27 protein-coding genes are annotated in these 22,806 nt (G+C 72.4%); 15 read left to right on the top strand and 12 right to left on the bottom strand.

From position 1 onward, the window contains the following. Positions 1-23 precede the first annotated feature (23 nt). The 4 genes from DEU32_RS05955 (at position 24) to DEU32_RS05940 (ending at position 4,331) form a co-directional block, all read left to right on the top strand. Positions 24-1,136 (top strand): LacI family DNA-binding transcriptional regulator, encoded by a 1,113-nt coding sequence (locus DEU32_RS05955; RefSeq protein WP_258554791.1) that lies wholly within the window; start codon positions 24-26, stop codon positions 1,134-1,136. A gap of 211 nt (positions 1,137-1,347) precedes the next feature. Continuing rightward, the gene (locus DEU32_RS05950) at positions 1,348-2,871 is read left to right on the top strand and encodes an MFS transporter (RefSeq protein WP_114849739.1); all 1,524 of its coding nucleotides are present in this window, start codon (positions 1,348-1,350) and stop codon (positions 2,869-2,871) included. 292 nt (positions 2,872-3,163) lie between these two features. Further along, positions 3,164-3,673: a flavin reductase family protein gene (locus tag DEU32_RS05945; protein WP_114849738.1), complete on the top strand. Its 510-nt coding sequence runs from the start codon at positions 3,164-3,166 to the stop codon at positions 3,671-3,673. A gap of 43 nt (positions 3,674-3,716) precedes the next feature. Then, the gene (locus DEU32_RS05940; protein WP_058742645.1) at positions 3,717-4,331 is read left to right on the top strand and encodes a superoxide dismutase; all 615 of its coding nucleotides are present in this window, start codon (positions 3,717-3,719) and stop codon (positions 4,329-4,331) included. Positions 4,332-4,567: 236 nt separating this feature from the next. Here DEU32_RS05940 and DEU32_RS05935 read toward each other — a convergent pair whose 3' ends face one another. Beyond that, on the bottom strand, positions 4,568-5,140 hold the full coding sequence (locus DEU32_RS05935; RefSeq protein ID WP_114849737.1) for a TetR/AcrR family transcriptional regulator: 573 nt from the start codon (positions 5,138-5,140) through the stop codon (positions 4,568-4,570). 168 nt (positions 5,141-5,308) lie between these two features. Between DEU32_RS05935 and DEU32_RS05930 the strand changes: the two genes are divergently transcribed. Next, positions 5,309-6,283, top strand: coding sequence for a carbohydrate kinase family protein (locus tag DEU32_RS05930; protein ID WP_181819207.1), 975 nt, complete (start codon positions 5,309-5,311; stop codon positions 6,281-6,283). 42 nt (positions 6,284-6,325) lie between these two features. On the opposite strand, the gene DEU32_RS05925 is transcribed toward DEU32_RS05930, so the two are convergent. The 5 genes from DEU32_RS05925 to upp all read right to left on the bottom strand — a co-directional run bounded on the left by DEU32_RS05925 (position 6,326) and on the right by upp (position 11,866). Next, positions 6,326-7,813 (bottom strand): serine hydrolase, encoded by a 1,488-nt coding sequence (locus tag DEU32_RS05925; RefSeq protein ID WP_114849735.1) that lies wholly within the window; start codon positions 7,811-7,813, stop codon positions 6,326-6,328. Next, complete coding sequence (locus tag DEU32_RS05920) at positions 7,810-9,159, bottom strand: deoxyribodipyrimidine photo-lyase (RefSeq protein WP_058743216.1); 1,350 nt, start codon at positions 9,157-9,159, stop codon at positions 7,810-7,812. Before DEU32_RS05920 ends, DEU32_RS05925 begins: the two co-directional genes overlap by 4 nt. Then, complete coding sequence (locus DEU32_RS05915; RefSeq protein ID WP_114849734.1) at positions 9,156-9,662, bottom strand: MarR family winged helix-turn-helix transcriptional regulator; 507 nt, start codon at positions 9,660-9,662, stop codon at positions 9,156-9,158. The genes DEU32_RS05920 and DEU32_RS05915 overlap by 4 nt, the downstream gene beginning before the upstream one ends. Positions 9,663-9,950: 288 nt before the next feature. Further along, positions 9,951-10,721 carry a winged helix-turn-helix domain-containing protein gene (locus DEU32_RS05910; RefSeq protein ID WP_058741916.1) on the bottom strand — a complete coding sequence of 257 codons (771 nt, stop codon included), beginning with the start codon at positions 10,719-10,721 and terminating at the stop codon, positions 9,951-9,953. A 509-nt stretch (positions 10,722-11,230) separates the two neighbouring features. Further along, positions 11,231-11,866, bottom strand: a complete 636-nt coding sequence (upp, locus tag DEU32_RS05905) for a uracil phosphoribosyltransferase (RefSeq protein ID WP_114849733.1) — start codon at positions 11,864-11,866, stop codon at positions 11,231-11,233. A 75-nt stretch (positions 11,867-11,941) separates the two neighbouring features. Here upp and DEU32_RS05900 point away from each other — a divergent pair, with 75 nt between their 5' ends. Further along, entirely contained in the window at positions 11,942-12,373 is a 432-nt protein-coding gene (locus DEU32_RS05900; protein ID WP_114849877.1) for a nucleoside deaminase, read from the top strand. Between the two features lie 49 nt (positions 12,374-12,422). On the opposite strand, the gene DEU32_RS05895 is transcribed toward DEU32_RS05900, so the two are convergent. Next, entirely contained in the window at positions 12,423-12,800 is a 378-nt protein-coding gene (locus tag DEU32_RS05895) for a hypothetical protein (RefSeq protein ID WP_114849732.1), read from the bottom strand. Positions 12,801-12,849: 49 nt separating this feature from the next. Then, positions 12,850-13,806 (bottom strand): cation diffusion facilitator family transporter, encoded by a 957-nt coding sequence (locus DEU32_RS05890; protein ID WP_114849731.1) that lies wholly within the window; start codon positions 13,804-13,806, stop codon positions 12,850-12,852. Between the two features lie 74 nt (positions 13,807-13,880). Here DEU32_RS05890 and proC point away from each other — a divergent pair, with 74 nt between their 5' ends. Next, positions 13,881-14,711 carry a pyrroline-5-carboxylate reductase gene (gene proC / locus DEU32_RS05885; protein WP_114849876.1) on the top strand — a complete coding sequence of 277 codons (831 nt, stop codon included), beginning with the start codon at positions 13,881-13,883 and terminating at the stop codon, positions 14,709-14,711. A gap of 96 nt (positions 14,712-14,807) precedes the next feature. On the opposite strand, the gene DEU32_RS05880 is transcribed toward proC, so the two are convergent. Further along, complete coding sequence (locus tag DEU32_RS05880) at positions 14,808-15,464, bottom strand: TrkA family potassium uptake protein (protein WP_174779406.1); 657 nt, start codon at positions 15,462-15,464, stop codon at positions 14,808-14,810. A 43-nt stretch (positions 15,465-15,507) separates the two neighbouring features. Beyond that, positions 15,508-16,941: a TrkH family potassium uptake protein gene (locus DEU32_RS05875; protein ID WP_114849730.1), complete on the bottom strand. Its 1,434-nt coding sequence runs from the start codon at positions 16,939-16,941 to the stop codon at positions 15,508-15,510. A gap of 71 nt (positions 16,942-17,012) precedes the next feature. Between DEU32_RS05875 and DEU32_RS05870 the strand changes: the two genes are divergently transcribed. The 5 genes from DEU32_RS05870 (at position 17,013) to DEU32_RS05850 (ending at position 18,711) form a co-directional block, all read left to right on the top strand. Beyond that, on the top strand, positions 17,013-17,528 hold the full coding sequence (locus tag DEU32_RS05870; protein ID WP_114849729.1) for a helix-turn-helix transcriptional regulator: 516 nt from the start codon (positions 17,013-17,015) through the stop codon (positions 17,526-17,528). A 126-nt stretch (positions 17,529-17,654) separates the two neighbouring features. Further along, positions 17,655-17,852, top strand: coding sequence for a helix-turn-helix domain-containing protein (locus DEU32_RS05865; protein WP_058741922.1), 198 nt, complete (start codon positions 17,655-17,657; stop codon positions 17,850-17,852). Positions 17,853-17,983: 131 nt separating this feature from the next. Further along, a complete protein-coding gene (locus DEU32_RS05860; protein ID WP_003792170.1) occupies positions 17,984-18,082 on the top strand; it encodes a 30S ribosomal protein bS22 in 99 nt (32 codons plus the stop codon). Positions 18,083-18,166: 84 nt separating this feature from the next. Beyond that, entirely contained in the window at positions 18,167-18,421 is a 255-nt protein-coding gene (locus DEU32_RS05855) for a glutaredoxin family protein (protein ID WP_114849728.1), read from the top strand. Then, positions 18,418-18,711: a Dabb family protein gene (locus DEU32_RS05850; RefSeq protein WP_114849727.1), complete on the top strand. Its 294-nt coding sequence runs from the start codon at positions 18,418-18,420 to the stop codon at positions 18,709-18,711. Before DEU32_RS05855 ends, DEU32_RS05850 begins: the two co-directional genes overlap by 4 nt. 107 nt (positions 18,712-18,818) lie before the next feature. On the opposite strand, the gene aspS is transcribed toward DEU32_RS05850, so the two are convergent. Beyond that, positions 18,819-20,159, bottom strand: coding sequence for an aspartate--tRNA(Asn) ligase (aspS, locus tag DEU32_RS05845; protein WP_114849875.1), 1,341 nt, complete (start codon positions 20,157-20,159; stop codon positions 18,819-18,821). 139 nt (positions 20,160-20,298) lie between these two features. Here aspS and DEU32_RS05840 point away from each other — a divergent pair, with 139 nt between their 5' ends. Both DEU32_RS05840 and DEU32_RS05835 read left to right on the top strand, forming a co-directional pair. Further along, positions 20,299-20,637, top strand: a complete 339-nt coding sequence (locus DEU32_RS05840; protein WP_147281416.1) for a hypothetical protein — start codon at positions 20,299-20,301, stop codon at positions 20,635-20,637. Next, positions 20,634-20,849: a hypothetical protein gene (locus DEU32_RS05835; RefSeq protein WP_114849725.1), complete on the top strand. Its 216-nt coding sequence runs from the start codon at positions 20,634-20,636 to the stop codon at positions 20,847-20,849. The genes DEU32_RS05840 and DEU32_RS05835 overlap by 4 nt, the downstream gene beginning before the upstream one ends. On the opposite strand, the gene DEU32_RS05830 is transcribed toward DEU32_RS05835, so the two are convergent. After that, entirely contained in the window at positions 20,838-21,239 is a 402-nt protein-coding gene (locus DEU32_RS05830; protein ID WP_114849724.1) for a MerR family transcriptional regulator, read from the bottom strand. The two genes, DEU32_RS05835 and DEU32_RS05830, sit on opposite strands and share 12 nt — an antisense overlap. A gap of 40 nt (positions 21,240-21,279) precedes the next feature. On the opposite strand from DEU32_RS05830, the gene DEU32_RS05825 reads away from it, so the two are divergent. Then, positions 21,280-22,770: a SulP family inorganic anion transporter gene (locus DEU32_RS05825; protein ID WP_114849723.1), complete on the top strand. Its 1,491-nt coding sequence runs from the start codon at positions 21,280-21,282 to the stop codon at positions 22,768-22,770. Positions 22,771-22,806: the final 36 nt, after the last annotated feature.

Raw genomic sequence — 22,806 nt, 5'->3', positions numbered from 1 at the left:
CCGGCCGACAGCACGACCCGAACGTGACCGACACCACGCCCCCCGGCGCGACCGACACCACCCACCCCGCGGACGAAGCAGCAGCGGACGGAGCAGCAGCAGACGAAGCAGCAGCAGACGCAGCAGCAGGCGCCGACGCGTCCGCGGGGCGGTCGGCCACCCGCGCCACGATCCACGACGTCGCCGCGGCTGCCGGGGTCTCTCGTCAGACCGTGACCCGTGCGATGAACGGCATGTACGGCATCAGCGCGGCGACGAAGGAGCGCGTCCTGGCCGCCGCGTCGGCCCTGCACTACCGGCCGTCGCGCTTCGGCCGCGGGCTCGTCACCGGCGGTGACCGTCAGCTCGGCCTCGTGGTGAACGACCTCCGGAACCCCTACTCGCCCGAGCTCGCGGCCGCGGTGCTCGGCCTGGCGGCGGCCCGCGGGTGGAACGTGATGCTCGCCGACGTCGGGCTCGCGGGGGACTCCGACCGCGCGGTGCAGGCCCTCGGGGCGCAGACCGACGTGGTGATCGGCTACCTCGGCATCCGCGCGCCCGAGTGGATCGAGCGGCTCGGCACGGTCCCCGTCGTCGAGCTCGACCCCGCCGGCGAGGTCCTCCGCGGCGCCGTCCGCATCGACCCAGCGTCGGCCGTCGAGGACCTCGCCGACCACCTGACGGCCACGGGGGTGCGGCACCCGGTGATCGTCGACGCCTCGCACACCGGCCGCCCGAGCAGCCGCGGGCTCCTCGTGATCGACGCACTCCGGCGCCGTGGGCACCGACCGGAGATCGCGATCGCCGAGGCGTCGACGTCCGAGCACGGGGCCGCGATGGCCGCGCGGGCGCTCGAACGGTTCCCCGCGGTCGACGCGGTGCTCGCGTTCAACGACGTCATGGCGCTCGGCGTCCTCGCCGCGTGCCGTCGGGCCGGTGTCGACGTGCCCGGACGCGTCCGTGTCGTCGGCGTCGACGGGCTCGCGGTCGGCACGCTCGTCGCCCCCACCCTGACCACCTTGGCGGTCGACCTCGGCGCGGTCGCGCGCGAAGCGCTCGACCTCGCCCTCGGCATGCTCGCGGGGGAGCTGCCGCGCTCCGGCACGTCGGTGCAGCGCACCGTGCGCCACCGCCTGCTGGTGCGCGAGTCCGCCTGAGCGACCCGCGTCCGCAGGGTGACCACGAGGCGGACGGGAGGCCCGTGGCGGCGCCGCCACGGGCCTCCCGTCCGCTGTTCGGTTGCACTTGCAACCAATACCGTCCAGACGGTACACTCACGGAGTCCTGACGGGGCGCGTGCCGACACCGCGCCCCGTCTCGTCTGCTCCGCCGTCGACCTGGTCCGGCTCGAACCCCCAGGGAGTCACCGTGTCCGCACTGCTCACCAGCCCCGTCGCCACCGCCGTCACCGGCAGCCGCGCCCGACGGTTCGCCGCGCTCGCCGTGCTGATGCTGCCCGTCCTGCTCATCTCGGTGGACAACACCGTCCTGAGCTTCGCGCTGCCGACGATCGCCCGCGCCCTCGACCCCAGCGCGACCACGCAGCTCTGGATCGTCGACGCCTACCCGCTCGTCCTCGCCGGCCTGCTCGTCGTCATGGGCAGCATCGGCGACCGCATCGGACGCCGCCGGATCCTCGTCGTCGGCGCGACCGGGTTCGCGCTGTTCTCCGTCGCCGCCGCGTTCGCGACCGAGGCCTGGATGCTCGTCGCGGCCCGCATCGCGATGGGCGTCTTCGGCGCGATGCTCATGCCGGCCACGCTCTCGATCATCCGCAACGTGTTCACCGACGCGGGGGAGCGGCGGATGGCGCTCGCCGTCTGGTCGACGATGTTCGCCGCCGGCAACGCCCTCGGCCCGCTCGTCGGCGGTGTGCTCCTGGCGCACTTCCACTGGGGCAGCGTCTTCCTGGTCGCCGTCCCGATCCTCGTGCTCATGCTCGTCGGCGTGCCGTTCTTCGTGCCGGAGTCCCGCGACCCCGCGCCGGGGCCCGTCGACGTCCCGAGCATGCTGCTCTCGCTCGGGACGCTCGCGCCCGTTGCCTGGGCGATCAAGTCGATCGTGCACCCGGAGGAGCGCGGCTTCGCGATCGCCATGCTCGCCGTCGGCGTGCTCTGCGGCATCGCGTTCGTCCGCCGGCAGCTCCGGTCGCGCACGCCCATGCTCGACCTCCGGCTGTTCCGGAGCACGGCCTTCAGCGGCAGCGTGCTCATGAACATGGCGGCGATGTTCTCGCTCACCGGCTTCCTGTTCTTCATCGCGCAGCACCTGCAGCTCGTCGCCGGGCTCGACCCGTTCGCCTCCGGGATGGTGCTCATCCCCGGGTCGGTGCTCACGATCGTCGCCGGACTCGTCGTCGTGCCGATCGTCGCCCGGGTGGCCCCACGGTGGGTCGTCGCGGTCTCGCTGACGTTCTCGGCTGCCGCGTACGCGATGGTCTCGGTCCTCGGGCACCACGCGTCCGTGGTCGCCCTGGCGTTCGCGTTCGTGCTGCTCGGCATCGGGATCGGCGCGTCCGAGACGGTCACGAACGACCTCATCATCTCGACGGCGCCCGCGGACAAGGCCGGTGCGGCGTCGGCGGTGTCCGAGACGGCGTACGAGATCGGCGCGGTCCTCGGGACGGCCGTGCTCGGCACCATCCTCGCGACGGCCTACCGGGCGCACGTCGTGGTGCCCGGCGGCCTGAGCGGGTCGGCGCACACGGCGGCGCAGGAGACCCTCGGCGGCGCGGTGTCGGCGGCGCAGGACCTCGGCGGCACGGCCGGGCAGGCGCTGCTCGAGAGCGCCCGATCGGCGTTCGACTCCGGCGTGACGATCACGGCGGGCGTCGCCGCGGTGCTCATGCTCGTCGCGGCGGCCGCGTCGGTCGTCATGCTCAAGCGCGACTGACCCGGCGGCGCGCGACCGGCGCGGGCGGTCCTGCGTGGCCCCGTGCTTGCTCGCGCGCACTCGATGGAGCAGAAGACGTCGGGTCGGTGACCGCCGCCCGACGTCGACTGCTCCATCGACGACCCCGGGCAGGCTCCGGCGCACCCGGGTGTCGGCCTCCGGCGTCCCCTCCGGCGCGCCCGGGATCGGACGAACCTGGGAATCGTTGACCTGAACCACGGTTGAGGTCCTACGTTGGGACGTGGCCGCGCAGCCGCGGCCCACCCCACCCCGGAGGAACCCCACGACTGCCATGCCCGACGAAGCACCGGCCACGACCGCCGACGCGTACAAGGCCGCCTTCCGCGGACACCCCGCCGGTGTGGCGGTCATCACCGCCGAGGGACCCGACGGCCCCACCGGCCTCACCGCCTCGAGCGTCGCGAGCGTCGCCGTGGACCCGCCCGTCCTGGTGTTCTCGCTCTCGACGAAATCCGGCTCCGCCGGGGTCGTGCTCGGCGCCGACGTCTTCGTCGTGCACCTCGTCGACTCGCTGAGCGTCGGACTCGCCAAGCGCTTCGCCGCGACCGGCAGCCCGGCCGCCGACGACCCGATGTGGGGGACCCTGCCCACGGGCGAGCGGTACCTACCGACTGCGGCCACCGCCCTGCGCTGCCGGCCGCGCTCGACGACCGAGATCGGTTCGTCCACCGTGGTCGTCGCCGAGGTCCTCGACATCGTCGTCGGCCGCGAGCACGGCGAGCCGCTGGTCTACCACAACCGGGAGTTCCACTCCCTCTCCGAACGTTCCCGGCTCTCCTGAGTCGCGGAGCACCGTCCGACAACCACGAACGAAAGGACCTCCGATGGCTGAGTACACCCTGCCCGACCTGCCGTACGACTACGCCGCCCTCGAGCCGCACATCAGCGGCAAGATCATGCAGCTGCACCACGACAAGCACCACCAGGCCTACGTGACGGGCGCCAACACCGCGCTGCAGCAGCTCGGCGAGGCTCGTGAGTCGGGCAACTTCGGTGCGATCAACAAGCTCGAGAAGGACCTCGCGTTCCACCTCGGCGGCCACGTCAACCACTCGATCTTCTGGACCAACCTCGGGCCGGACACGAAGGTCCCCGAGGGTGAGCTCGCCGCGGCGATCGACGAGTTCTTCGGCTCCTTCGAGCAGTTCCAGGCGCAGTTCGCGGCGGTCGCGAACGGCATCCAGGGCTCCGGCTGGTCCGTCCTCGCGTGGGACCAGGTCGGCCAGAAGCTGGTCACGTTCCAGCTCTTCGACCAGCAGGCCAACGTCCCGCTCGGCGTCGTCCCGATCTTCATGCTCGACATGTGGGAGCACGCCTTCTACCTCGACTACCTCAACGTCAAGGCGGACTACGTCAAGGCCGTGTGGAACATCGTCGACTGGGAGAACGTGGCAGCGCGCTTCGCGAACGCGAAGGCGCAGTCGTTCGTCACCCTGTGACGCGACGTCGGTCACCCCGGTGACCGACCCACGGACGGGAGGCGCGGTGCCGGCTGGTACCGCGCCTCCCGTCCGTCGTCTGGTCACCGCGCGCAGTCTGGTCGCCGTGCGCAGTCTGGCGGTCGCGCGCGGTCTGCTGACAGGCGTCGGCCGATGGCCGCGGGTGGGCTGACGGGCACGCGTCTGCTGGCGGTTCGTCGATCCTGTGCGACCCGCCGGCGGGCGGACGGGCGCCGTCAGGCGGTGGCGAGGGAGCCGACGGACACCTCGAGCGCGATCGCCCGGAGCGCGCCGTCGACGTCCGTGCCGGCCGGGTCGACGAGGGCGCCCCACTGCACGCCACGTGCGGCACCGACGGCGGCGCGTGCCGTGCGCTCGGCGGTGTCCGGGCAGGCGCCGTGCGCGGAGCACCAGGCAGCGATCTCCGCGATCCGCCGCCGGAACGACCGCCGTTCGCGATCCCGCCCGTCGATGGACTCCACGCAGCCGAGCTCGAACGTCAGCCGCGCGGCGAGTCTGCGTTCGGGGGAGTCCAGTCCGCCGAACACCGTGACGAGGTGCCGGCCCAGTGCGTCGGTGTCGCCCTCGGGGTCGAGGACGAGATCGACCACGTCGGCGTCGAGGTGGTCGACCACCGCCTGGATCAGGGACTCCCGGGAGCCGAAGTGGTACACGATCGGGTACGCGCTCGTCCCGAGGACCCGGCCGAGGCTGCGGACGGAGACGTCCTCGAGCTTGGTGTCGAGCAGGTGCTGCGCGACCTTCTCGACGATCGCGGGCTTGAGCGTCGGGTCGGGCTTCCTGGGCATGGGATCTCCGGGGGTCGCGGTCGCGTGGTGGTCGGTCGACGCGCACGACGCAGCCGATCGCCTGAAATGTTAGCTGATCACCACGACATCCCGCACCTGCGAGGATCGACATCTGCTCGCAGCCTCCCTGAAGCAGAGAAATGCTCGAGTTTGACTACAATGGCGGACGTGTCATCGTCCTCCGAGCCCGTCGTGGTACCCCCACGGCCCGCAGCAACCCGAGCCGGACGGGAGGTCACGGGTCGTCGTCGCGGCGTCGGGAAGCGCTTCCTGGTCGTCGGCGACGTGCTCGACGGGGTCCTCGTGCAGACGAGCGCCGAGGCGGTGGGGACGCACGACCCGGCGGCCGTGATCCAGCACCGGTCGCTCGGCGCCGCGGGCAACACCGCCACCTGGCTCGGCTGGCTCGGGGCGGAGGTCGACCTCGTCGCCCGCGTCGGCGTCGACGACGTCCTCCGGCACGAGCGCTCCCTGGCGGACGCCGGCGTCCGGGCGCACGTCCGCTACGACGCGCGCGCCGCGACCGGGGCGACCGTCTCCGTACACGACGGCCGCGGCCGGACCGCGATGACGGACCCCGCGGCGAGCGGTGACCTCGACGCGGCGGACGTGCCGGGCGACCTCGTCGCGCGCGCGGACATCGTGCACCTCACCGGAGCGGCGATGCTCGGTGGTGGTGGTGCCGAGCGGATCGCAGGGCTCGTCGCACGAGCGGGGTCCGCGGGTGCGCGGGTGTCGCTCGATCCGTCCGCCGAGGCCGTGGTCCGCTCCGTCGGCCCCGAGGCGTTCCTCGCCGCCCTGGACGGCGTCGACGTGCTCTTCCCGGACGAGGCCGAGGCCCGCGCGCTGACCGGCGCGGCGACCGCAGTCGAGGGCGCCCGCCGGCTCACCGAGGTCGTGCCGCTCGTCGTCGTGACGACCGGGCCCGACGGGGCGCTGCTCGGACGTCCGGGCCGGAGCCCGCAGCGGGTCCCGGCCACCCCGGCGACGGTCGTCGACACGCTCGGGGCCGGGGACGCCTTCGCCGCCGGGTTCCTGCGTGCGTGGGCGACCGACCCTGTGCGGGTCGGCGCCGCCGCGCGCGAGGGCACCCGGGTGGCGTCGCGTGCGCTGGGCTTCGTGGGCGGACGGCCGCCGGTCTGACCGCCGGAGGTCCCGCCGGCCGCTCCCGCTCGGTGCGGGGGCCTAGCGCTCGGTGGGCTCCGCGATCACCGTCAGGGTCTGCACGAGTCCGGCGGCGAGCGGCGCGAGCTTGATCTCGACCCGCAGCCGTCCGTTCGTCCCCGGGAGCCACCAGCGCAGCTGTGAGGGCACGGTCGCGTGCTCCTCGACCGGGTCCGCGTGCAGGTCGGCACCCACGCGGGCGACGGCCTCGGCCAGTGCCCGCCGTCGCCGTTCGTACGGCTGGTCCATCGGGACGTTCGGGCTGCAGACGCGGTCGGCGAGGGCGTCGCCAGCGGGGTCCTGCGGGGCGTCGGCCCACCGCTGGAGCAGGGTCGTGACCGAGCGCTGGGCGTCCCGGGCGGCGGCGGCGGTCCGCTCGACGCCCGGCGCGACCGGGACCGGCTGGCCGAGGGTTCGGTCGGGCACGCGGGCTCGGTCCATCACGAGGGCTCGGTCCAACACGAGATCGAGCGCCCGGTCCGCGGCCGCGGAGACCTTGGCCTGCGTGGCGTTCTCGAACGCGACCACGCCGAGGCCGTGCTCGACGGACCAGCGCATGTGCGCGGAGAAGCCGGGGTAGCCGCCCGAGTGGCTGACGAGCTCACCGAACCGCGGGTCCTGCTCGACGAACAGCCCGAAGCCGTAGGCGGTCGCTCGGGTCGAGGTCGGGACCACCGACGGCGGCACGACGCGCATCGCCTGCTGCATGAGCCGTCGGTCGGCGGGGGAGAGTGGTCCGGGCTCCGGGGTGGTCGACGTCGCGGAGGCCAGGTGTCGTGCCCACCGGGCGAGGTCGCGGACGGTCGAGAACAGTCCGCCGATCGACGAGAACGCTCCGGGTCCGCTCATCGGCTGCGGGGTCCACGACCCGTCGTCGTCGCGCTGCCCGGTCACCACGTACCCGCGGGCGTCCTCGGCGCGGAACACCGTGTCGTCCAGGCCGAGGGGTGCCAGCACGCGGCTGGTCGCGGCTTCGTGGAACGTCGTCCCGGCCGCGACGGCCACCGCGCGACCGAGCAGGGCGTACCCGGTGTTCGAGTAGGCGAACCGGGTCCCGGGCACCGAGTCGAACAGCAGCCCGCGCCGGAGCACGTCGTCGAGCGCGGCGTCGGCGATCGACTCCTGCCGGTCGGCCCACGGGTCGTCCGTCGGGAACCCGCCGGCCATGGTGAGGAGCATGCGCAGGGTCGGGACCGGGGCGTCCGGCGAGGGCAGCACGACCTCGGCGAACGCCGGCACTGCGTCGGTGATCGGGGCGTCCAGGTCGGCCCAGCCCTCGGCGACGAGCGTGAGGAGGGTCGCCGCGGTGACGCTCTTCGTGCAGGACGCGATGCGGTAGACCGTCGCGGCGTCCGGTGCTCGGCCGTCTCCGCGGTCGCCGTGACCGCCGGAGGCGACGAGCCCGTTGCGGTCGAACACGCCCCAGACGCTGCTCGGGGCCGTCCGGGCCGCGACGCGCTCGCGGAACAGCGCGTCGACCTCGGCCAGCAGGTCGTCGGGCAGGCTCATCCGCGGCGCATCCTGTCGTAGGCGTCGAGGGCGCGCTGCCGGCTCGCCTTGAGGTCGACCATCGGCTCCGGCCGGTCCTCGTCCGCGGGGACCCAGCGGTGCACGTACTCGCGGTGCGGGTCGAACCGCTCGAGCTGCCGGTCGGGGTTGAAGACGCGGAAGTACGGCGCCGCGTCGAACCCGGAACCGGCGACCCACTGCCAGTTGCCCGCGTTGTTGGCCGGGTCGGCGTCGACGAGGGTATCCCAGAACCACTGCTCGCCGATCCGCCAGTCGACGAGCAGGTTCTTCACGAGGAAGCTCGCCGCCGCCAGCCGAACCCGGTTGTGCATCGCGCCGGAGTGCCAGAGCTCCCGCATCCCCGCGTCGACCAGGTCGAAGCCCGTGCGACCGTGCCGCCAGCGGTCGATCTCGTCCTGGTCCGCGTCGCGCCACGGGAAGGCGTCGAACTCACGGCGGACGTTCACGGTGGCGATGTCGTCGCAGTGGAAGTACTCGTTCCAGTTGAACTCGCGCCACGCGAGCTGTCGAAGGAAGGCCGGCGCCTGCCGACGCTGCTCGGGCTCGAGTTCGCCGTGCAGTCGGTGCCACACCTGGTACGGGCTGACCTCGCCCCAGCGAAGGTGCGGGGACAGGTCGCTCGTCGCCGCCATCGCGGGCTCATCGCGCTGGTCGTAGTCCTCGAGCGCGTCGTGGACGAACCGTTCGAGCTTCCGGTGCGCCCCGGCCTCGCCCGGCTCCCAGGCGTCGCGGAGCCCGCCGGCCCAGTCCGGAGCGGTCGGCAGCAGGGCCCAGTCGTCCAGGTCGTCGCCGTCCACGTCCGCCGGCGCCGGCAGGTCGCGGGGCTTCGGCAGCGGGTGCCGGGGTTCGGGCATCGCCTGCGCCGCGCGCCAGAACGGCGTGAAGACCTTGAACGGCTCGCCCTGGCCGGTCAGGACGGTCCACGGCTCCCAGAGCAGGTTCGCCGCGAAGCTGTGCGCCTCGGTACCGGCGTCGGTCAGGCCGCTCTTGATGCCGGCGTCCAGGTCGCGCTCGACCCGGCCGTAGCGACGGTTCCAGTAGACCGCGTCCGCACCGGCGTCGCGGACCAGGGCCGGCACCACGTCGGCAGCAGCGCCCTTCCGGAGCACGAGTCGTGACCCCCGGTCCCGCAGCTCGCCGTCGAGCGCCGCGAGCGAGTGGTGCAGCCACCAGCGGCTCGCGGCCCCGACCGGTCGGATGCCGTCGGTCTCCTCGTCGAGGACGACCGCGACCGTGACGGGTCCACCGTGGTCGATCGCGGCACGGAGCGCGGGGTTGTCGGCGAGCCGCAGGTCCTCCCGCAGCCAGACGACCGCGCCGCTCATGCGTCCACCGTGGCCCGGTCACGCGGGACGCGGGTGGTGCTCCGCCCCGGTGCGTCCGCCGCGACCCGGAGCTTCGTGCACAGGGCGGTGAGCGTCTGGAGCTCGTCGTCGTCGAGACCGGCGCCGACCTGCTCCGCGATGGTCTGCGCGTGCTGCACGGCGACCGAGCGGTAGACGTCGAACCCGTGCGCCGTGAGGGCGACGATGACCCCGCGGGCGTCGCTCGGGTCCGGCTGCTTCTCGACGATGCCCTTCGACGCCAGGCGCTCGACGAGTCGGCTGACGCTCGGCTGGGTGAGCAGCAGGTGTCCGGTGAGCTCGCGCATCCGGCACCGACGGCCGGGCTGCGTCGACAGGTTGAAGCACACGTCGTACTCGTTGAACGAGATCTCCGCGCTCGGGAAGTCGGCGTTGAGCGCCCGCATGACCGTCACCTGCGCCCGGAACAGTGCTTCCCAGGCCGCGACGGCGGTCGCCTTGTCGCTGCGGCGTGACTCGTCCACGGTGCGGCCCCTTCGGTCGTGCGGTCAACCCACACTAGCGACGGAGCACGAGCGCGCCGTGCAGACGGGGGACACGCCCGCGGACGGGTCGGCAGACGCAACGAGGGCCGGTCGCCTTCTGGGCGACCGGCCCTCTCCCTTGCACCAAGAGTGTCCTGCAATCACATTCCGCAGCCAGTGCCACAGCAAACACTGTCTGCAAGAAGGACTGTATAACGGCGAGGTAACGGCGCGCCAGCGTGTGACGAGGTCGTTCGCTGCGAGTTCACCGGGAGGACGCCGAGCGGATCAGAAGAGGTCGGGCGAGGGCGTCGAGGCGTAGCGCACCGCGACGTCGGCGTGCCGGTCGAACCGGTAGCCGACACCCCGCACGGTGCGGACGATCTCCTCGAACGCGCCGAGCTTCGAACGGAGCCGACGGACGTGCACGTCGATCGTGCGCTCGTTCGGGGTCTCGTCCTCGCCGTCCGACCACAGGCCCTCGATGATGGCCGCGCGGTCGACGGTCTGTCCCTCGCGGAGGACGAGGAACTGCAGGAGCTCGAACTCCTTGTAGGTCAGGGGAGCGGCCTCGCCGTCGAGCGTGACCCGCTTCCGGGAGATGTCGATGACGACCCCGGTCTCCTCGGGCTCGGGCTTCTCGGCCTGCTTGCGGGCGGCGACGGCGGAGCGGTCCTGCAGGGCGAGCCGGACGACGTCGACGTCGCGGCCTCCGGAGCCCTCGGCGGCGACGGCCACCGCGGCGTACGTCTCCGAGGTCGGCACGAGCTGCGCGGTGAGGGCCTTGAGCTGCTCGACCACCGCGGCGAGCGAGGTGCCCGCGGCAGCGGCCTGCGCCTCGTCGATGCCGACGTACAGCGCGAAGCCGCGGGCCTCGGTGCCCTCGGGCAGCGACCGGTTGCGCTGCGGCGCGACGACCGGGCTGGTCGGGATGCCGTCCGGGACCGGCGGGGCGGCCGGCGCGCGACGGGACCGGATCGACGTCACGGTGCCGAGGTCCGTCGACACGGACGCGGGGGAGCGGTGAGCGGTGCGGGGCTGGGCGATGGTGAGCGACATGGCGGTTCTTCCGTGCGGGTTGCTGCGCTGCGTGCGGCGCGGCGGTGTCGAATGCGTCGGTCCGGGTTCGGCGGATCGCCGTGTCGCCCTGCGGTCCGTCGGTGGACCGGGGCCTTCCCGGGGGTACGGGTGCACCGTCTCGAGCACGGTCGCTGTCCGTCGTCGATTCGGTGTCACCCGGGGATCACACGCTCGCGACCGGGGTGGTGTCGCGGGGGATCCAGCTGGAACGGGTACCGATCAGGCACACATTCGACAACGCATGACCGCCGTCGTCGGCATCATCGTGCCGACGGTCCCCACTGCCCCTCGGGAGGAGCACGTCTCGAGGACGCGGGTGGACGGGTTCGCAGTCATGGGACGAGTATCAGCGGTATACCAACCCCGTGTCAACCGTCCGTGCGGACGGTGCGCGGTCCGGCCCCCGGGATGCAGGACGCCCCCGACCACGCGGGACGCCACGCCTTCCGGCAGGGTCTCGCGCGAGCGGGGGCGTCGCGTCGGTGGTGCTACTCGGCCAGCCCGTACAGGCGGTCGCCGGCGTCGCCGAGGCCCGGGACGATGTACCCGTTCTCGTCGAGCTTCTCGTCGAGGGCGCCGAGCACGATCGTGACGTTGCGGTCGCCGACGGCCTGCTCGACGGCGGCCAGGCCCTCGGGAGCGCCCAGGATGCACACGCACGTGACCTCCTCCGCGCCGCGGTCGAACAGGAAGTCGATCGCCGCCGCGAGGGTACCGCCCGTCGCGAGCATCGGGTCGAGCACGAAGCACTGGCGGCCGGACAGGTCGTCGGGCAGGCGCTCGGCGTAGGTCTGGGGCTCGAGCGTGGTCTCGTTGCGCGCCATGCCGAGGAAGCCGACCTCGGCCGTGGGGACGAGCTTGACCATGCCCTCGAGCATGCCGAGGCCCGCGCGGAGGATCGGGACGACGAGCGGGCGGGGCTTCGCGATGGAGACGCCCATGGTGTGCGCCACCGGGGTGTCGATCGGCGTGGCCGTGACGCGGACGTTGCGCGTCGCCTCGTACGCGAGGAGCGTGACGAGCTCCTCGGTCAGGGCGCGGAACGTGGGGGACGGTGTGGTCCGGTCGCGGAGCACCGAGAGCTTGTGGGTGATGAGCGGGTGGTCGGCGACGTGGACTCGCATGGAGTCGAGCGTACCGTGCCGATGGGGCAGGATCGACGCGTGGAAGACCCCGCCGGCCGCCCGTTCACCGCCGCCATGGACCGTGCCCTCGCCGAGGCACGCGCGTGCCTGGCCACCGGTGACGTCCCGGTCGGGGCCGTCGTGCTCGACGCCGACGGCGCCGTCGTGGCGGTGGGGCGCAACGAGCGCGAGGCGCGGCAGGACCCGACCGCCCACGCCGAGGTCCTGGCGCTCCGGGCCGCGGCCGAGGTCACGCGGGACTGGCACCTCGCGGAGCACACGCTCGTGGTGACGCTGGAGCCGTGCCCCATGTGCGCCGGTGCCGCGCTCGCCGCCCGGGTGCCGCGGATCGTGTTCGGGGCGTGGGACCCGAAGGCCGGGGCGTCGGGGAGCGTCTACGACATCGCGCGGGACCGCCGGCTGCCGCACCGGTCCGAGGTCGTCGGCGGCGTGCGGGAGGCGGCCTGCGCCGCACTGCTCGACGCGTTCTTCCACGAACGACGCTGACCCCGCGGACCGCGGACCGCGGACCACGAACCGCGGACCGCGGAGCGCCCTACTTCCAGAGCACCGCGACGAGCACGTTGATGATCGCCAGCGCCCCGGCCGAGTGGAAGAACGGCAGCGCGGCCTTCGCCTTCGCCTTCCCGGCGTCGGCCTGCGCCTGACGCGCCCGGGCGACGAGCGCCAGGACGAGCGCGACCACCGCGACGGCCAGCTTCACGCCGAGCTTCGCGTGGTTCGCCCCGCCGTCCGTCGTGGCATCGAGGATGCCCATCATCGCGAGGCCCGTGACGAGCTGCGTGACGAGCCCGATGACCATCCAGCCGGTCTGGAACCCGCCCTTCCGGCGCACCTGCACGAGGAACGCGCCGATCACGGCCGCGAGGCCGAGGAAGTGCAGGATGAGCAGGACCGAGGAGAGCGCCGTCATGGACACGAGCCTGGCGGAAGCGGGTGGTCCTCCGCCAGCAAGGCTGCCCTCAGTCGGCGGCGCGGATGACGATCGCCTCGGTCGGCGGTCGTGGTCCGGTCCGGAGCACGTCCGGCTCGACGTAGATCACCCGTGCGGCCGGGACCGCTGCGCGGATCCGCTGCTCCACGGCGTCGATGCCCGCCGCGACGTCGCCGAGCCGCCGGTCGCCGTCGACGGCGACCTTCATGCCGACCATGAGCTCGTCCGGGCCGAGGTACAGGGTCTTGAGGTGCACGATCGAGTCGACCTCCGGCCCGTCGAGCGTCGCGGTCCGGATGCGTTCGACGTCGGCGTCGTTCGCTCCCTCGCCCACGAGCAGGCTCTTCGTCTCGATGCCGAGCACGACCGCCACCGCGATGAGGAGCAGGGCGATCAGGATCGTGCCGGCCGCGTCGAACACCCCGTTGCCGGTGACCACCGTCAGCCCGACGCCGAGCAGCGCGAACACCAGGCCGGTCAGGGCCGCCGTGTCCTCGAGCATGACGACGGGGAGTTCGGGCGCCTTCGCCCGGCGCACGAACTGCACCCACGACTGCGACCCCTTGTGCGGGCGGGCCTCCCGCAGCGCCGTGCGGAGCGAGAAGCCCTCGAGCCCGATCGCGACGACGAGCACGGCGACCGGCAGCCACCAGTTCTCGAGCGGGTGCGGCGCCGCGAGCTTCTCGAGCCCCTCGTACAGCGAGAAGACCCCGCCGACGGTGAACAGGATGATCGACACGACGAACGCGTACACGTACCGTTCGCGCCCGTGGCCGAAGGGGTGCTCCTGGTCGGCCGCCTTCCGCGCGCGCCGTCCGCCGAGCAGCAGCAGGAGCTGGTTCGCGGAGTCGGCCAGGGAGTGCACGCCCTCCGCGAGCATCGCCGCGGACCCGCTGATCGCCGCCGCGACGAACTTGACGATCGCGATCCCGACGTTCGCGGCCAGTGCGGCGAGGATCGCCCTCGTGCCTCCCGAAGCGCTCACAGGTGTCCCTTCTCCCGACGTGCCCCGATCCTAGGCGCGACCGGTGCGCGAGGTCGCTGGATAGGGTCATGAGCATGACGATCGAACTGCCCCGCACCGCCATGCTCGGCGTCGGCTCCATGTCCGGCGCGGTCCTCGACGGCCTGCTCGCCGCGGGGCTCGACCCGGCGACCGTGACGCTCACGACGAAGTCCGAGGGCTCGGCTGCGGCACTGCGGGAGCGCGGGCTCGACGCCCTCGCCACCGACACGGACCCGGACGCCAACCGGCACGCGGTCCGCGGCGCCGACCTCGTGGTGCTCGGGGTCAAGCCGTACATGGTGGCCGACGTGCTCGACGAGGTCGCCGCGTCCCTGCACCCGGGCGCCGTGGTCGTCAGCGTCGCCGTCGGCACGACCACCGCAGCGATGGAGACTCGCGTGCCCGCCGGCGTCCGCGTCGTCCGCGCGCTGCCGAACACCCCGATCGGCGTCGGGCACGGCGTCACCGGCATCAGCGCCGGCGCGACCGCCGACGACGCCGCGGTCGCGCTCGCGTCGTCCGTGTTCAGTGCCTCCGGCACCGTGCTCACCGTGCCCGAGGACCGGCTCGACGCCCTGTCCGCGGTCTCCGGTTCCGGACCCGCCTACGTCTTCCTGCTCGTCGAGCAGTGGCAGGAGGCCGCCGAGCGCCTCGGCTTCGACCACGAGCAGGCCGCCGCGATGGTGCAGGGGACGCTCCGCGGCGCGGTCGAGCTGCTGGCCGCCTCCGGGCGGGAGCCCGCGGACCTCCGGCGGGCGGTCACCAGCCCGGCCGGCACGACCGAGCGCGCCGTCGCCGTCCTGCAGGACGCGGACCTCGCCGCGACCCTGGAGCGCGCGTCGCGCGCGGCGATCGGACGGGCCGAGGAGATCGCGCGGTCCTGACACCGTGCGGTCCAGCCCTCGCGTCGCCGGGGGCGACGAACACCGGACGGGAGGATCGTGGCGGGCCCCGCCACGAGCCTCCAGGCCGTCAGCGGGTCACTCGAGCGCAGCGAAGCGTTCCAGGTCCGTCTCGGTGCCGGAGACGATGATCACGTCGTCCTCGCCGATCACGCTGTCCGGCGTCGCCGGCACGAACGCCCGCCCCGGCGACTTGATGCCGAGCACGGTGAGTCCGTGCCGCGTGCGGATGACCGTCGTGGCGAGGTCCTTGCCGCGCACCGCGCGGGGCGGGTGCATCTTGACCACCGCGAAGTCGTCGTCGAACTCGATGAAGTCGAGCATGCGTCCCGAGACCAGGTGGGCGGTCCGCTCGCCGGCCTCGCGCTCCGGGTAGACGACGTGGTTCGCGCCGATGCGGGACAGGATCGTGCCGTGCGACCGGCTGACGGCCTTCGCCCAGATCTGCGGGATCCCGAGGTCGACGAGGTTCGAGGTGATGAGGACGCTCGACTCCAGGTGCGAGCCGACCGCGACCACGGCGATCGCGAAGTCCTGCGCACCGATCTGCCGCAGGGCGTCGATGTCGGTGGCGTCCGCCTGCACGGCGTGGGTGACCCGGTCCGACCACTTCTGCACCAGCGCGGCGTCGGTGTCGACGACGAGGACCTCGCGGTTCTGGCGCTCGAGCTGCCCGGCGGTCGCGGCGCCGAAGCGGCCGAGGCCGAGGACGAGCACGGGGGCGTCGTGGCTCACGGCTCCGGTGACGGGGTGAGGCGCACGGCGGTCGGCGCGTCGGTCAGCCAACGATGGGCCTCTCTTCGGGTCGGCGGAACAGCTGCCGGCTCTGGCTGGCGGCCAGGGCTGCGGCGATCGTCACTGTACCGACCCGGCCGAGGAACATGGTGGCGGCGAGCACGTACTTGCCGGACTCGGGCAGCTCGGCCGAGATCCCGGAGGACAGGCCGCACGTGGCGAAGGCCGAGATGACCTCGAACAGCACGCGGTCCAGGGAGTCGCCGGTGATCTGCAGGAGCACGACGGTGGCGACGGCGACGATCGTCGCGCCCCACAGCACGACGGCGACGGCGACGCGGAGGACGTCGCTCGGGATGCGGCGGCCGAACGCCTCCATGCTGCGGCGCCCCCGCGCCTCGGCGACGGCGGCGAGGAACAGCACGGCGAGGGTGGTCACCTTGATGCCACCAGCGGTCGAGGCCGAGCCGCCGCCGATGAACATGAGCATGTCGGTGACGAGCAGGCTCGCGCCGTGCATCTGCTCGACGTCGATCGTCGCGAAGCCGCCCGATCGGGTCATCGTCGAGAAGAAGAGCGCCTGGAACGCGGTGTGGCCGGCGCCCTCGGACCCGAGCGTGCGGGGGTTCGAGGCCTCGAGCGCGGTGTAGACGACGGCGCCGAGGAGCAGCAGCACCGCACTCGTGGTCAGCGTGAGCTTGACGTGGATGGGCCACCGCCGCGGGGAGCGGAGCTGCTTGGTGAGCGTCCGGATGACCGGGAAGCCGATCGACCCGAGGACGACGGCGACCATGAGCAGCGACAGGAACCAGTAGTCGTGGGTGAACGGCGCGAGGCCGTCGGCGTTCGGCGCGAACCCCGTGTTCGTGAACGCCATCGCCGCGTAGTAGAAGGAGTCGCCCACCGCCGTCCAGAACGGGTACCCGGCGACGAGCACCGACGGCAGGAGCAGGAGCCCGACCGCGATCTCGATGGTCAGCGTGCTCACCGCCACCGTCAGCAGGAGCGTGCCGACCTCGCCGAGCCGGACCGCCTGGCCCTCCGGCACGGCGCCGTGGTGGGTGCGGAGCGGGTTCGAGTCGCCCGCGGCGATGAGCTTCGCGCGGAGCCCGAGCCGACGGGTCACCACGAGCCCGAGGATCGACGCGAAGGTCAGGACCCCGACGGCGCCGATCTGCGTGCCGATCACCACGAGGGTCTTGCCGAACACCGACCAGTGCGTGGCCATGTCGACCGTGGCGAGTCCGGTCACGCAGACGACCGACGCGGCGGTGAACAGGGCGTCCGAGAAGTGCGTCGTCGTGCCGTCCGCCGAGGCCATCGGCGTCATGAACAGCAGCGTGAACAGGAGCACCAGCGCGATGAAGACGAGGATCGCCAGTCGGGAGGGCGAGGAGCGCAGCACCGCGGCGATCCGGCTCACCTGTCGCCGGGAGGCGCTCACCTGGGGCGGGAGCGGCTCGGTGCGGTCGAGCATCGTATGCCTCCGGGGACATGGGCGGGACAGCGGTCATGGTACATCCGTGCCCGCCCGACTAGCCTTGCCGCATGGCCGACATCTTCACCGTCGTGGCGGACCCGACCCGGCGCGAACTGCTCGGTGCGCTGCTCGCCGCGTACGGGTCGGACAGCACCGGGGGCGAGCTCAGCGTCGGGCAGCTCGTCACGAAGCTCGGCGTGAGCCAGCCGACCGTGTCGAAGCACCTCCGGGTCCTGCGGGACAACGGCCTCGTGTCCACGCGCGATGAGGGCCAGCACCGCTTCTACCGCCTCGACCCCGAGCCCCTCGTCCGGCTCGAGGAGTGGGTGGTCCCGTTCACCGGCGCGGTGGACGCCGACGGCACCCCCGCCACGACGGCCTGGACGCTCGACGGCCAGCCGGTCTCGATCCGCCGCAACGGCACCGCCGGCAAGGCCACGGTCGAGGTCGGCACGGAGCTCGGCCGCGTGATGGCCGAGGCGTCCTACCGCGCGACCGCGGCGTTCAGCGGGGCGCAGCAGGGCTGGGAGCGCGTCGTCGAGAGCAGTCGGAAGCGCTTCACCCGACGGGGCGAGGACGACTGACGTCACGGTTCGGCCCCGAGCCTCGGAAGTGCCTGGACACGTCGTCCCGTCGGCCCCTACAGTTACCAGAGACCACACAGGTCACACCCATCCCGCGCGGGAGCGCGGGTCACCCGAAGGACCACCATGAGCGGCAGTTTCGACGACGTGCGCTTCCTCACCGTCGCAGAGGTCGCCGAGATGATGCGCGTCTCCAAGATGACGGTCTACCGGATGGTGCACGCCGGTGAGCTGCCCGCGATCCGCTTCGGCCGGTCGTTCCGCGTCCCGGAGTCCGCGGTCGCCGACGTCCTGCGCGGCGGCGGGGTCGCCGACGTCGGCTAGCGCCCGTCCGCCCGGCCACGCCGCTCGTTCGACAGGACCGCTGCGCTCCGCTAGACTCGGCCGGGTTGATTTTCCGCGGTCTCTTCGGGCCCGGTGTCCACACATCAGCATCGTTCCGAGCGAGGTCCACTATGGGTTCTGTCATCAAGAAGCGTCGCAAGCGCATGGCGAAGAAGAAGCACCGCAAGCTCCTGCGCAAGACGCGTCACCAGCGTCGCAACAAGAAGTAAGTCCAGTACTTGCACCCGAAGCCCCGGTCCGCCGGGGCTTTCGTGTGTCCGGGCGCCGGTCCCCCTGCGGGCTAGGGTGATGACATGCCCGCCGTGACCCTGTTGACGAAGCCCGGCTGCCACCTCTGCGACGACGCCCGACCGATCGTCGAGCGGGTCGTGGCCGACCATCCCGGCACCATCCTGCAGGAGCGGTCGATCCTGGACGACGACGCGCTGCGCGAGCAGTACGCCGAGGACATCCCGGTCGTCCTGGTCGACGGGCGGGTCCACAGCAACTGGCACGTGGACGCCGACCGGCTCCACCGTGCACTCGAGAAGGCCGAGGCCCGCGCATGATCCACCACGTCGTCTCATGGACCCTGCGGGAGGACCTCGACCGCTCGGCGTCGATCGACCGCATCCGCGAACTGCTGACCGGCCTGGTCGGCACCGTCGAGGCGATCCGCTCCCTCGAGGTCGTCGAGAACGTCGCCTACCCGGGGAAGAACCAGGACGTCGCGGTCGTCGCGACGTTCGACGACCTCGTCGGGCTGGACGCGTACCAGGTGCACCCCGACCACCAGGCGGCGGCAGCGGAGATCCGCGGACTCGTCACGTCGCGGGCGGCCATCGACTGGGAGCGGTGATCCGCGCCTCTCGTCCATGACGTGCGACCAGCCGGGACCGTCCCGGTCGTGGACACGAGAACGGCCACCCTCCTGCAGGAGGGCGGCCGTTCTCGTGTCGTCGCAGGTTACGGGGTGAGCCGCGTCGGCCCGCGGAACAGGTACGTGACCTCGCGGATCGACGGCTCGTGCAGCGCGAGCATGAGCACGCGGGCCAGACCCATGCCGAAGCCGCCGTGCGGCGGGACGCCGTAGCGGAAGAAGTCGAGGTACCAGTCGATCTCGGCGGTGTCGAGACCCTTCTCCTCGGCCTGTGCCGCGAGGCGCTCGACGCGGTGCTCGCGCTGCGCGCCGGTCGAGATCTCGGCGCCGTTGAACAGCAGGTCGTAGCTGTTCGTGAGCGTCGGGTCGTCCTCGTGGCGCATGTGGTAGTAGGGCCGGATCGTGGCGTCGTAGTCGGTGACGAACACGAACTCGGAGCCGTGCGTCTCCTTCGCCCAGGCGCTCACGCGGCGCTCGCCCTCGGGGTCCAGATCACCGTCGGCGCGCACGACCTCGTAGCCGCTTTCGGCCACGATCTTCCGGGCCTCGGCGAGGGTGACGCGGGGGAACGGGGCGGTCGGCACGACGAACTCGAAGCCGAAGACCTCCTCGATCTCCTCGCCGTACTTCTCCTTGACGGCGGTGAAGCCGGCGACGAGCAGCTCCTCGTGCATGGCCATGACGTCGGCGTGCGACTCGACCCACGAGATCTCGGCGTCGACGCTCGTGAACTCGGTGGCGTGCCGGCTCGTGAACGACGGGTCCGCGCGGAAGGCGTCGGCGATCTCGAAGACCGCGCCGAAGCCGGCGGGCTGCGCCATCTGCTTGAAGTTCTGCGGCGACTGCGCCAGGTAGGCCGTCGTCTCGAAGTACTCGAGCTGGAAGAGCTCGGCGCGGGACTCCGACGCCGACGCCATCAGCTTCGGGGTGTGGATCTCGATGTAGTCGCGCTCGACCCAGTACGTGCGGAACGCGTGCTCCATCGTCGTCTGGATGCGGAAGATCAGGTTCTGCTTCCGGTTGCGCAGGTCCAGGAAGCGCCAGTCGAGCCGCTTGTCCAGGGAGGAGTCGTCGGCGATCGGGGTCTCCGGGATCGCGGCGCTCACCACCTCGAGCGAGCCGACCTTGACCTCGAGCCCGCCGAGCTTCACGCGCTCGTCGTGCTTCAGGGTGCCGCGCACGTGCACGAAGGTGCCGTGGGCGAGACCGGAGATCGCGTTGGTGATGCCGAGGGCGGCCTGGGCGGCGTCGTCGCCGTCCTCCGCCTCGCGCGTGGCCGGGTTCACCAGCTGCGCGGCACCGGTCTCGTCGCGCAGGACGACGAACTGGACCTTCTTCTGGTCACGGACGGTCTCCACCCATCCGGCGACGGCAACGGGGCCGTCGGGGAGGGCGGCGAGGTCGGCGATACGGGTGCGTTCGATCACGGTCGTCGAGTCTACGGCCTCCTCCACAGGGAGGGTTCCGCGGGTGGTCCTCCACAGGTCCGGACGGGAGGCACGGGTCGGGTCCGCCTGGTCCGTAGGGTCGGGTGCGTGGTCGGGTCGCGAGTCGAGAGGGGACCGGGTGACGGCAGGGGGAGTGGGGCTCGCGGCCTGGCCGCCCCTCGCGGTGGCGACGGTCGTGGCGGCGCTCGTCGCGACGACGCTGACGCTGCTGGTGGGGGTCGTCGGCGGGTGCTGGGCGGTCGTGCGGTGGCGTCGGGACGTAGCGAGGGAAGAGCGCGACCGTGCGTGGTCACGCTTCGTCTGGACCGTCGACCAGGCCTGCGCCGCGGACGTCGGGCGCGCGGAACTCGGTTGCGCGAGCGCCGAAGCGATGTACGACATGCAGATTCTTCGCGAGGACGACGCGACCGTCGGCAGCATCGTGCTCGAGATCATCACGGGAAGGAACGGCAGATGACGGTGGAGGACCCGATCGACGCACTCATCCTGCGACGGCGGGAGGAGTTCCGGGAGCGTGTCCGGCGGCAGTACCGGCTGCGGCCGTGGCGCGCCCGACGCGTGCTCGAGCGGCACGACACGCTCATCCGGCACCTCGAGGAGACCCGGGCTGCGCGGCGTGAGCGCGCGCGGCTCGTGGCGGCGGGGTTGCTCCCGGCATCACGGGAGTGATGCGCGGAGGGTGCTCAGCGTCCCGATGAACTCCTCCGCCATGCCGGCACGCTCGACGAGCTTCGCGTGGCGAGCCCGGGCGTCGTCCAGGAACGCGTCGAGTCGGGCGGCGCGGGTCCTGGCATCGTCCGGGTCGGCGTCGCGCAGGCCGTCGACGACCCGGAGCAGCTCGGCCATCTCGTCGAGGGTGAACCCGAGGGGCTTCATCCGTCGGATCACGAGCAGGCGCTCGAGGTCGTCGCCCGTGTAGACGCGGAAGCCCCCGGTGGTGCGGCCGCTCGGGACGAGGAGCCCGACCTCGTCGTAGTGCCGGATCGTCCGGAGGGACATCCCCGCACGCTCGGCCAGCTCGCCGATGTGCATGGTCGCAGGGAGGCCGGCATCGCTCATCGTCCAACCCTACCCTCACGTGAGGGTAGGGTTGCCCGCGATGACCGTGATCACCCATGCCCCCACGCCGCCGCGCGTCCTCGATGCCCTCCGATCGCCGCGGATGCTGACGCGCGAGGTCCTCGCCGGCGTCGTCACCGCGCTCGCCCTGATCCCCGAGGCGATCTCGTTCTCGGTCGTCGCCGGCGTCGACCCCGCCGTCGGGCTGTTCTCGAGCGTCGTCATCGCCGTGGTGATCGCGTTCGTCGGCGGTCGCCCCGCGATGGTCTCGGCCGCCGCAGGGTCGGTCGCCCTGGTGATCGCTCCGCTCGTGCGCGACCACGGGATCGCCTACCTCGTCCCCGCGGTGGTGCTCGGCGGCGTGTTCCAGCTCGTCCTCGGGTTCCTCGGGGTCGCACGGCTGATGCGCTTCATCCCGCGGAGCGTCAACGTCGCGTTCGTGAACGCGCTGGCCATCCTCATCTTCACCGCGCAGCTGCCGAACCTGTTCGGCGGGGATGTGCCCGTCGTGGTGTGGCCGCTCACCGCGCTCGGCGTCGGCATCGTCGTCGGGTTCCCGTTCCTCACGAAGGCCGTCCCCGCGCCGCTCGTCGCCGTGGTCGTCGTCACGGCGATCACGATCGTCTTCGGCATCGCCGTGCCGACCGTCGGCGACGAGGGGGCCCTGCCGACGGCACTGCCCGGCTTCGGCGGGATCACCGTCCCGATCACGTTCGAGACGCTGCAGATCGTCGCGCCGTACGCGTTCGGCGTCGCGATCGTCGGACTCATCGAGACACTCCTCACGGCACAGCTCGTCGACTCGATCACCGAGACCCGGTCGAGCGCCTGGCGGGAGTCCTGGGGGCAGGGCATCGCGAACATCGCGTCCGCGTTCTTCGGCGGCACGGGCGGCTGCGCGATGATCGGCCAGACGGTCATCAACGTGAAGACCGCCGGCGCGCGCACCCGGATCTCGACGTTCGTGGCCGGCGTCTCGGTGCTCGTGCTGACGATCGTGCTGCACGACCTGGTCGCGCAGATCCCGATGGCGGCGCTCACCGCCGTGATGCTCATGGTGTGCGTCGCGACCTTCGACTGGCACAGCATCCGACCGCGCACCCTCGGGCGGATGCCGCTCGGCGAGACCGCCGTCATGCTGATCACGGTCGTGGTGGTCGTCGCGACCGACAACCTCGCCACCGGCGTGCTCGTCGGGGTGGTCGTCGCCGCACTCGTCTTCGCGCGGCGGGCGGCGCACCTCGTCACGGTCGTGCGGGAGCCGGTGGACGAGCGCACCGTCCGCTACCGGGTCCGCGGCGCGCTGTTCTTCGCGTCGTCGAACGACCTCGTCACCAGGTTCTCGTACGCCGAGGACCCCGAGCACGTCATCGTCGACATGAGCGACGCGCACGTGTTCGACGCGAGCACCGTCGCCGCGCTCGACGGCGTGGAGCAGCGGTTCGCGAAGCACGGCTCGACGGTCGAGGTCGTGAACCTCAACACCGGGTCGGTCGCCCTGCACGGACGGTTGACGGGGCGCCTCGGCTGAACGTCCCCGCATCCGTGAATCCGCTGTGGGGCGGGT

It is taken from the genome of Curtobacterium sp. AG1037 (assembly GCF_003349855.1).
Lineage (GTDB): Bacteria > Actinomycetota > Actinomycetes > Actinomycetales > Microbacteriaceae > Curtobacterium > Curtobacterium citreum.
Note: the sequence above shows the minus strand (reverse complement) of the source record. Positions and strands in the feature narration are given on the sequence as shown.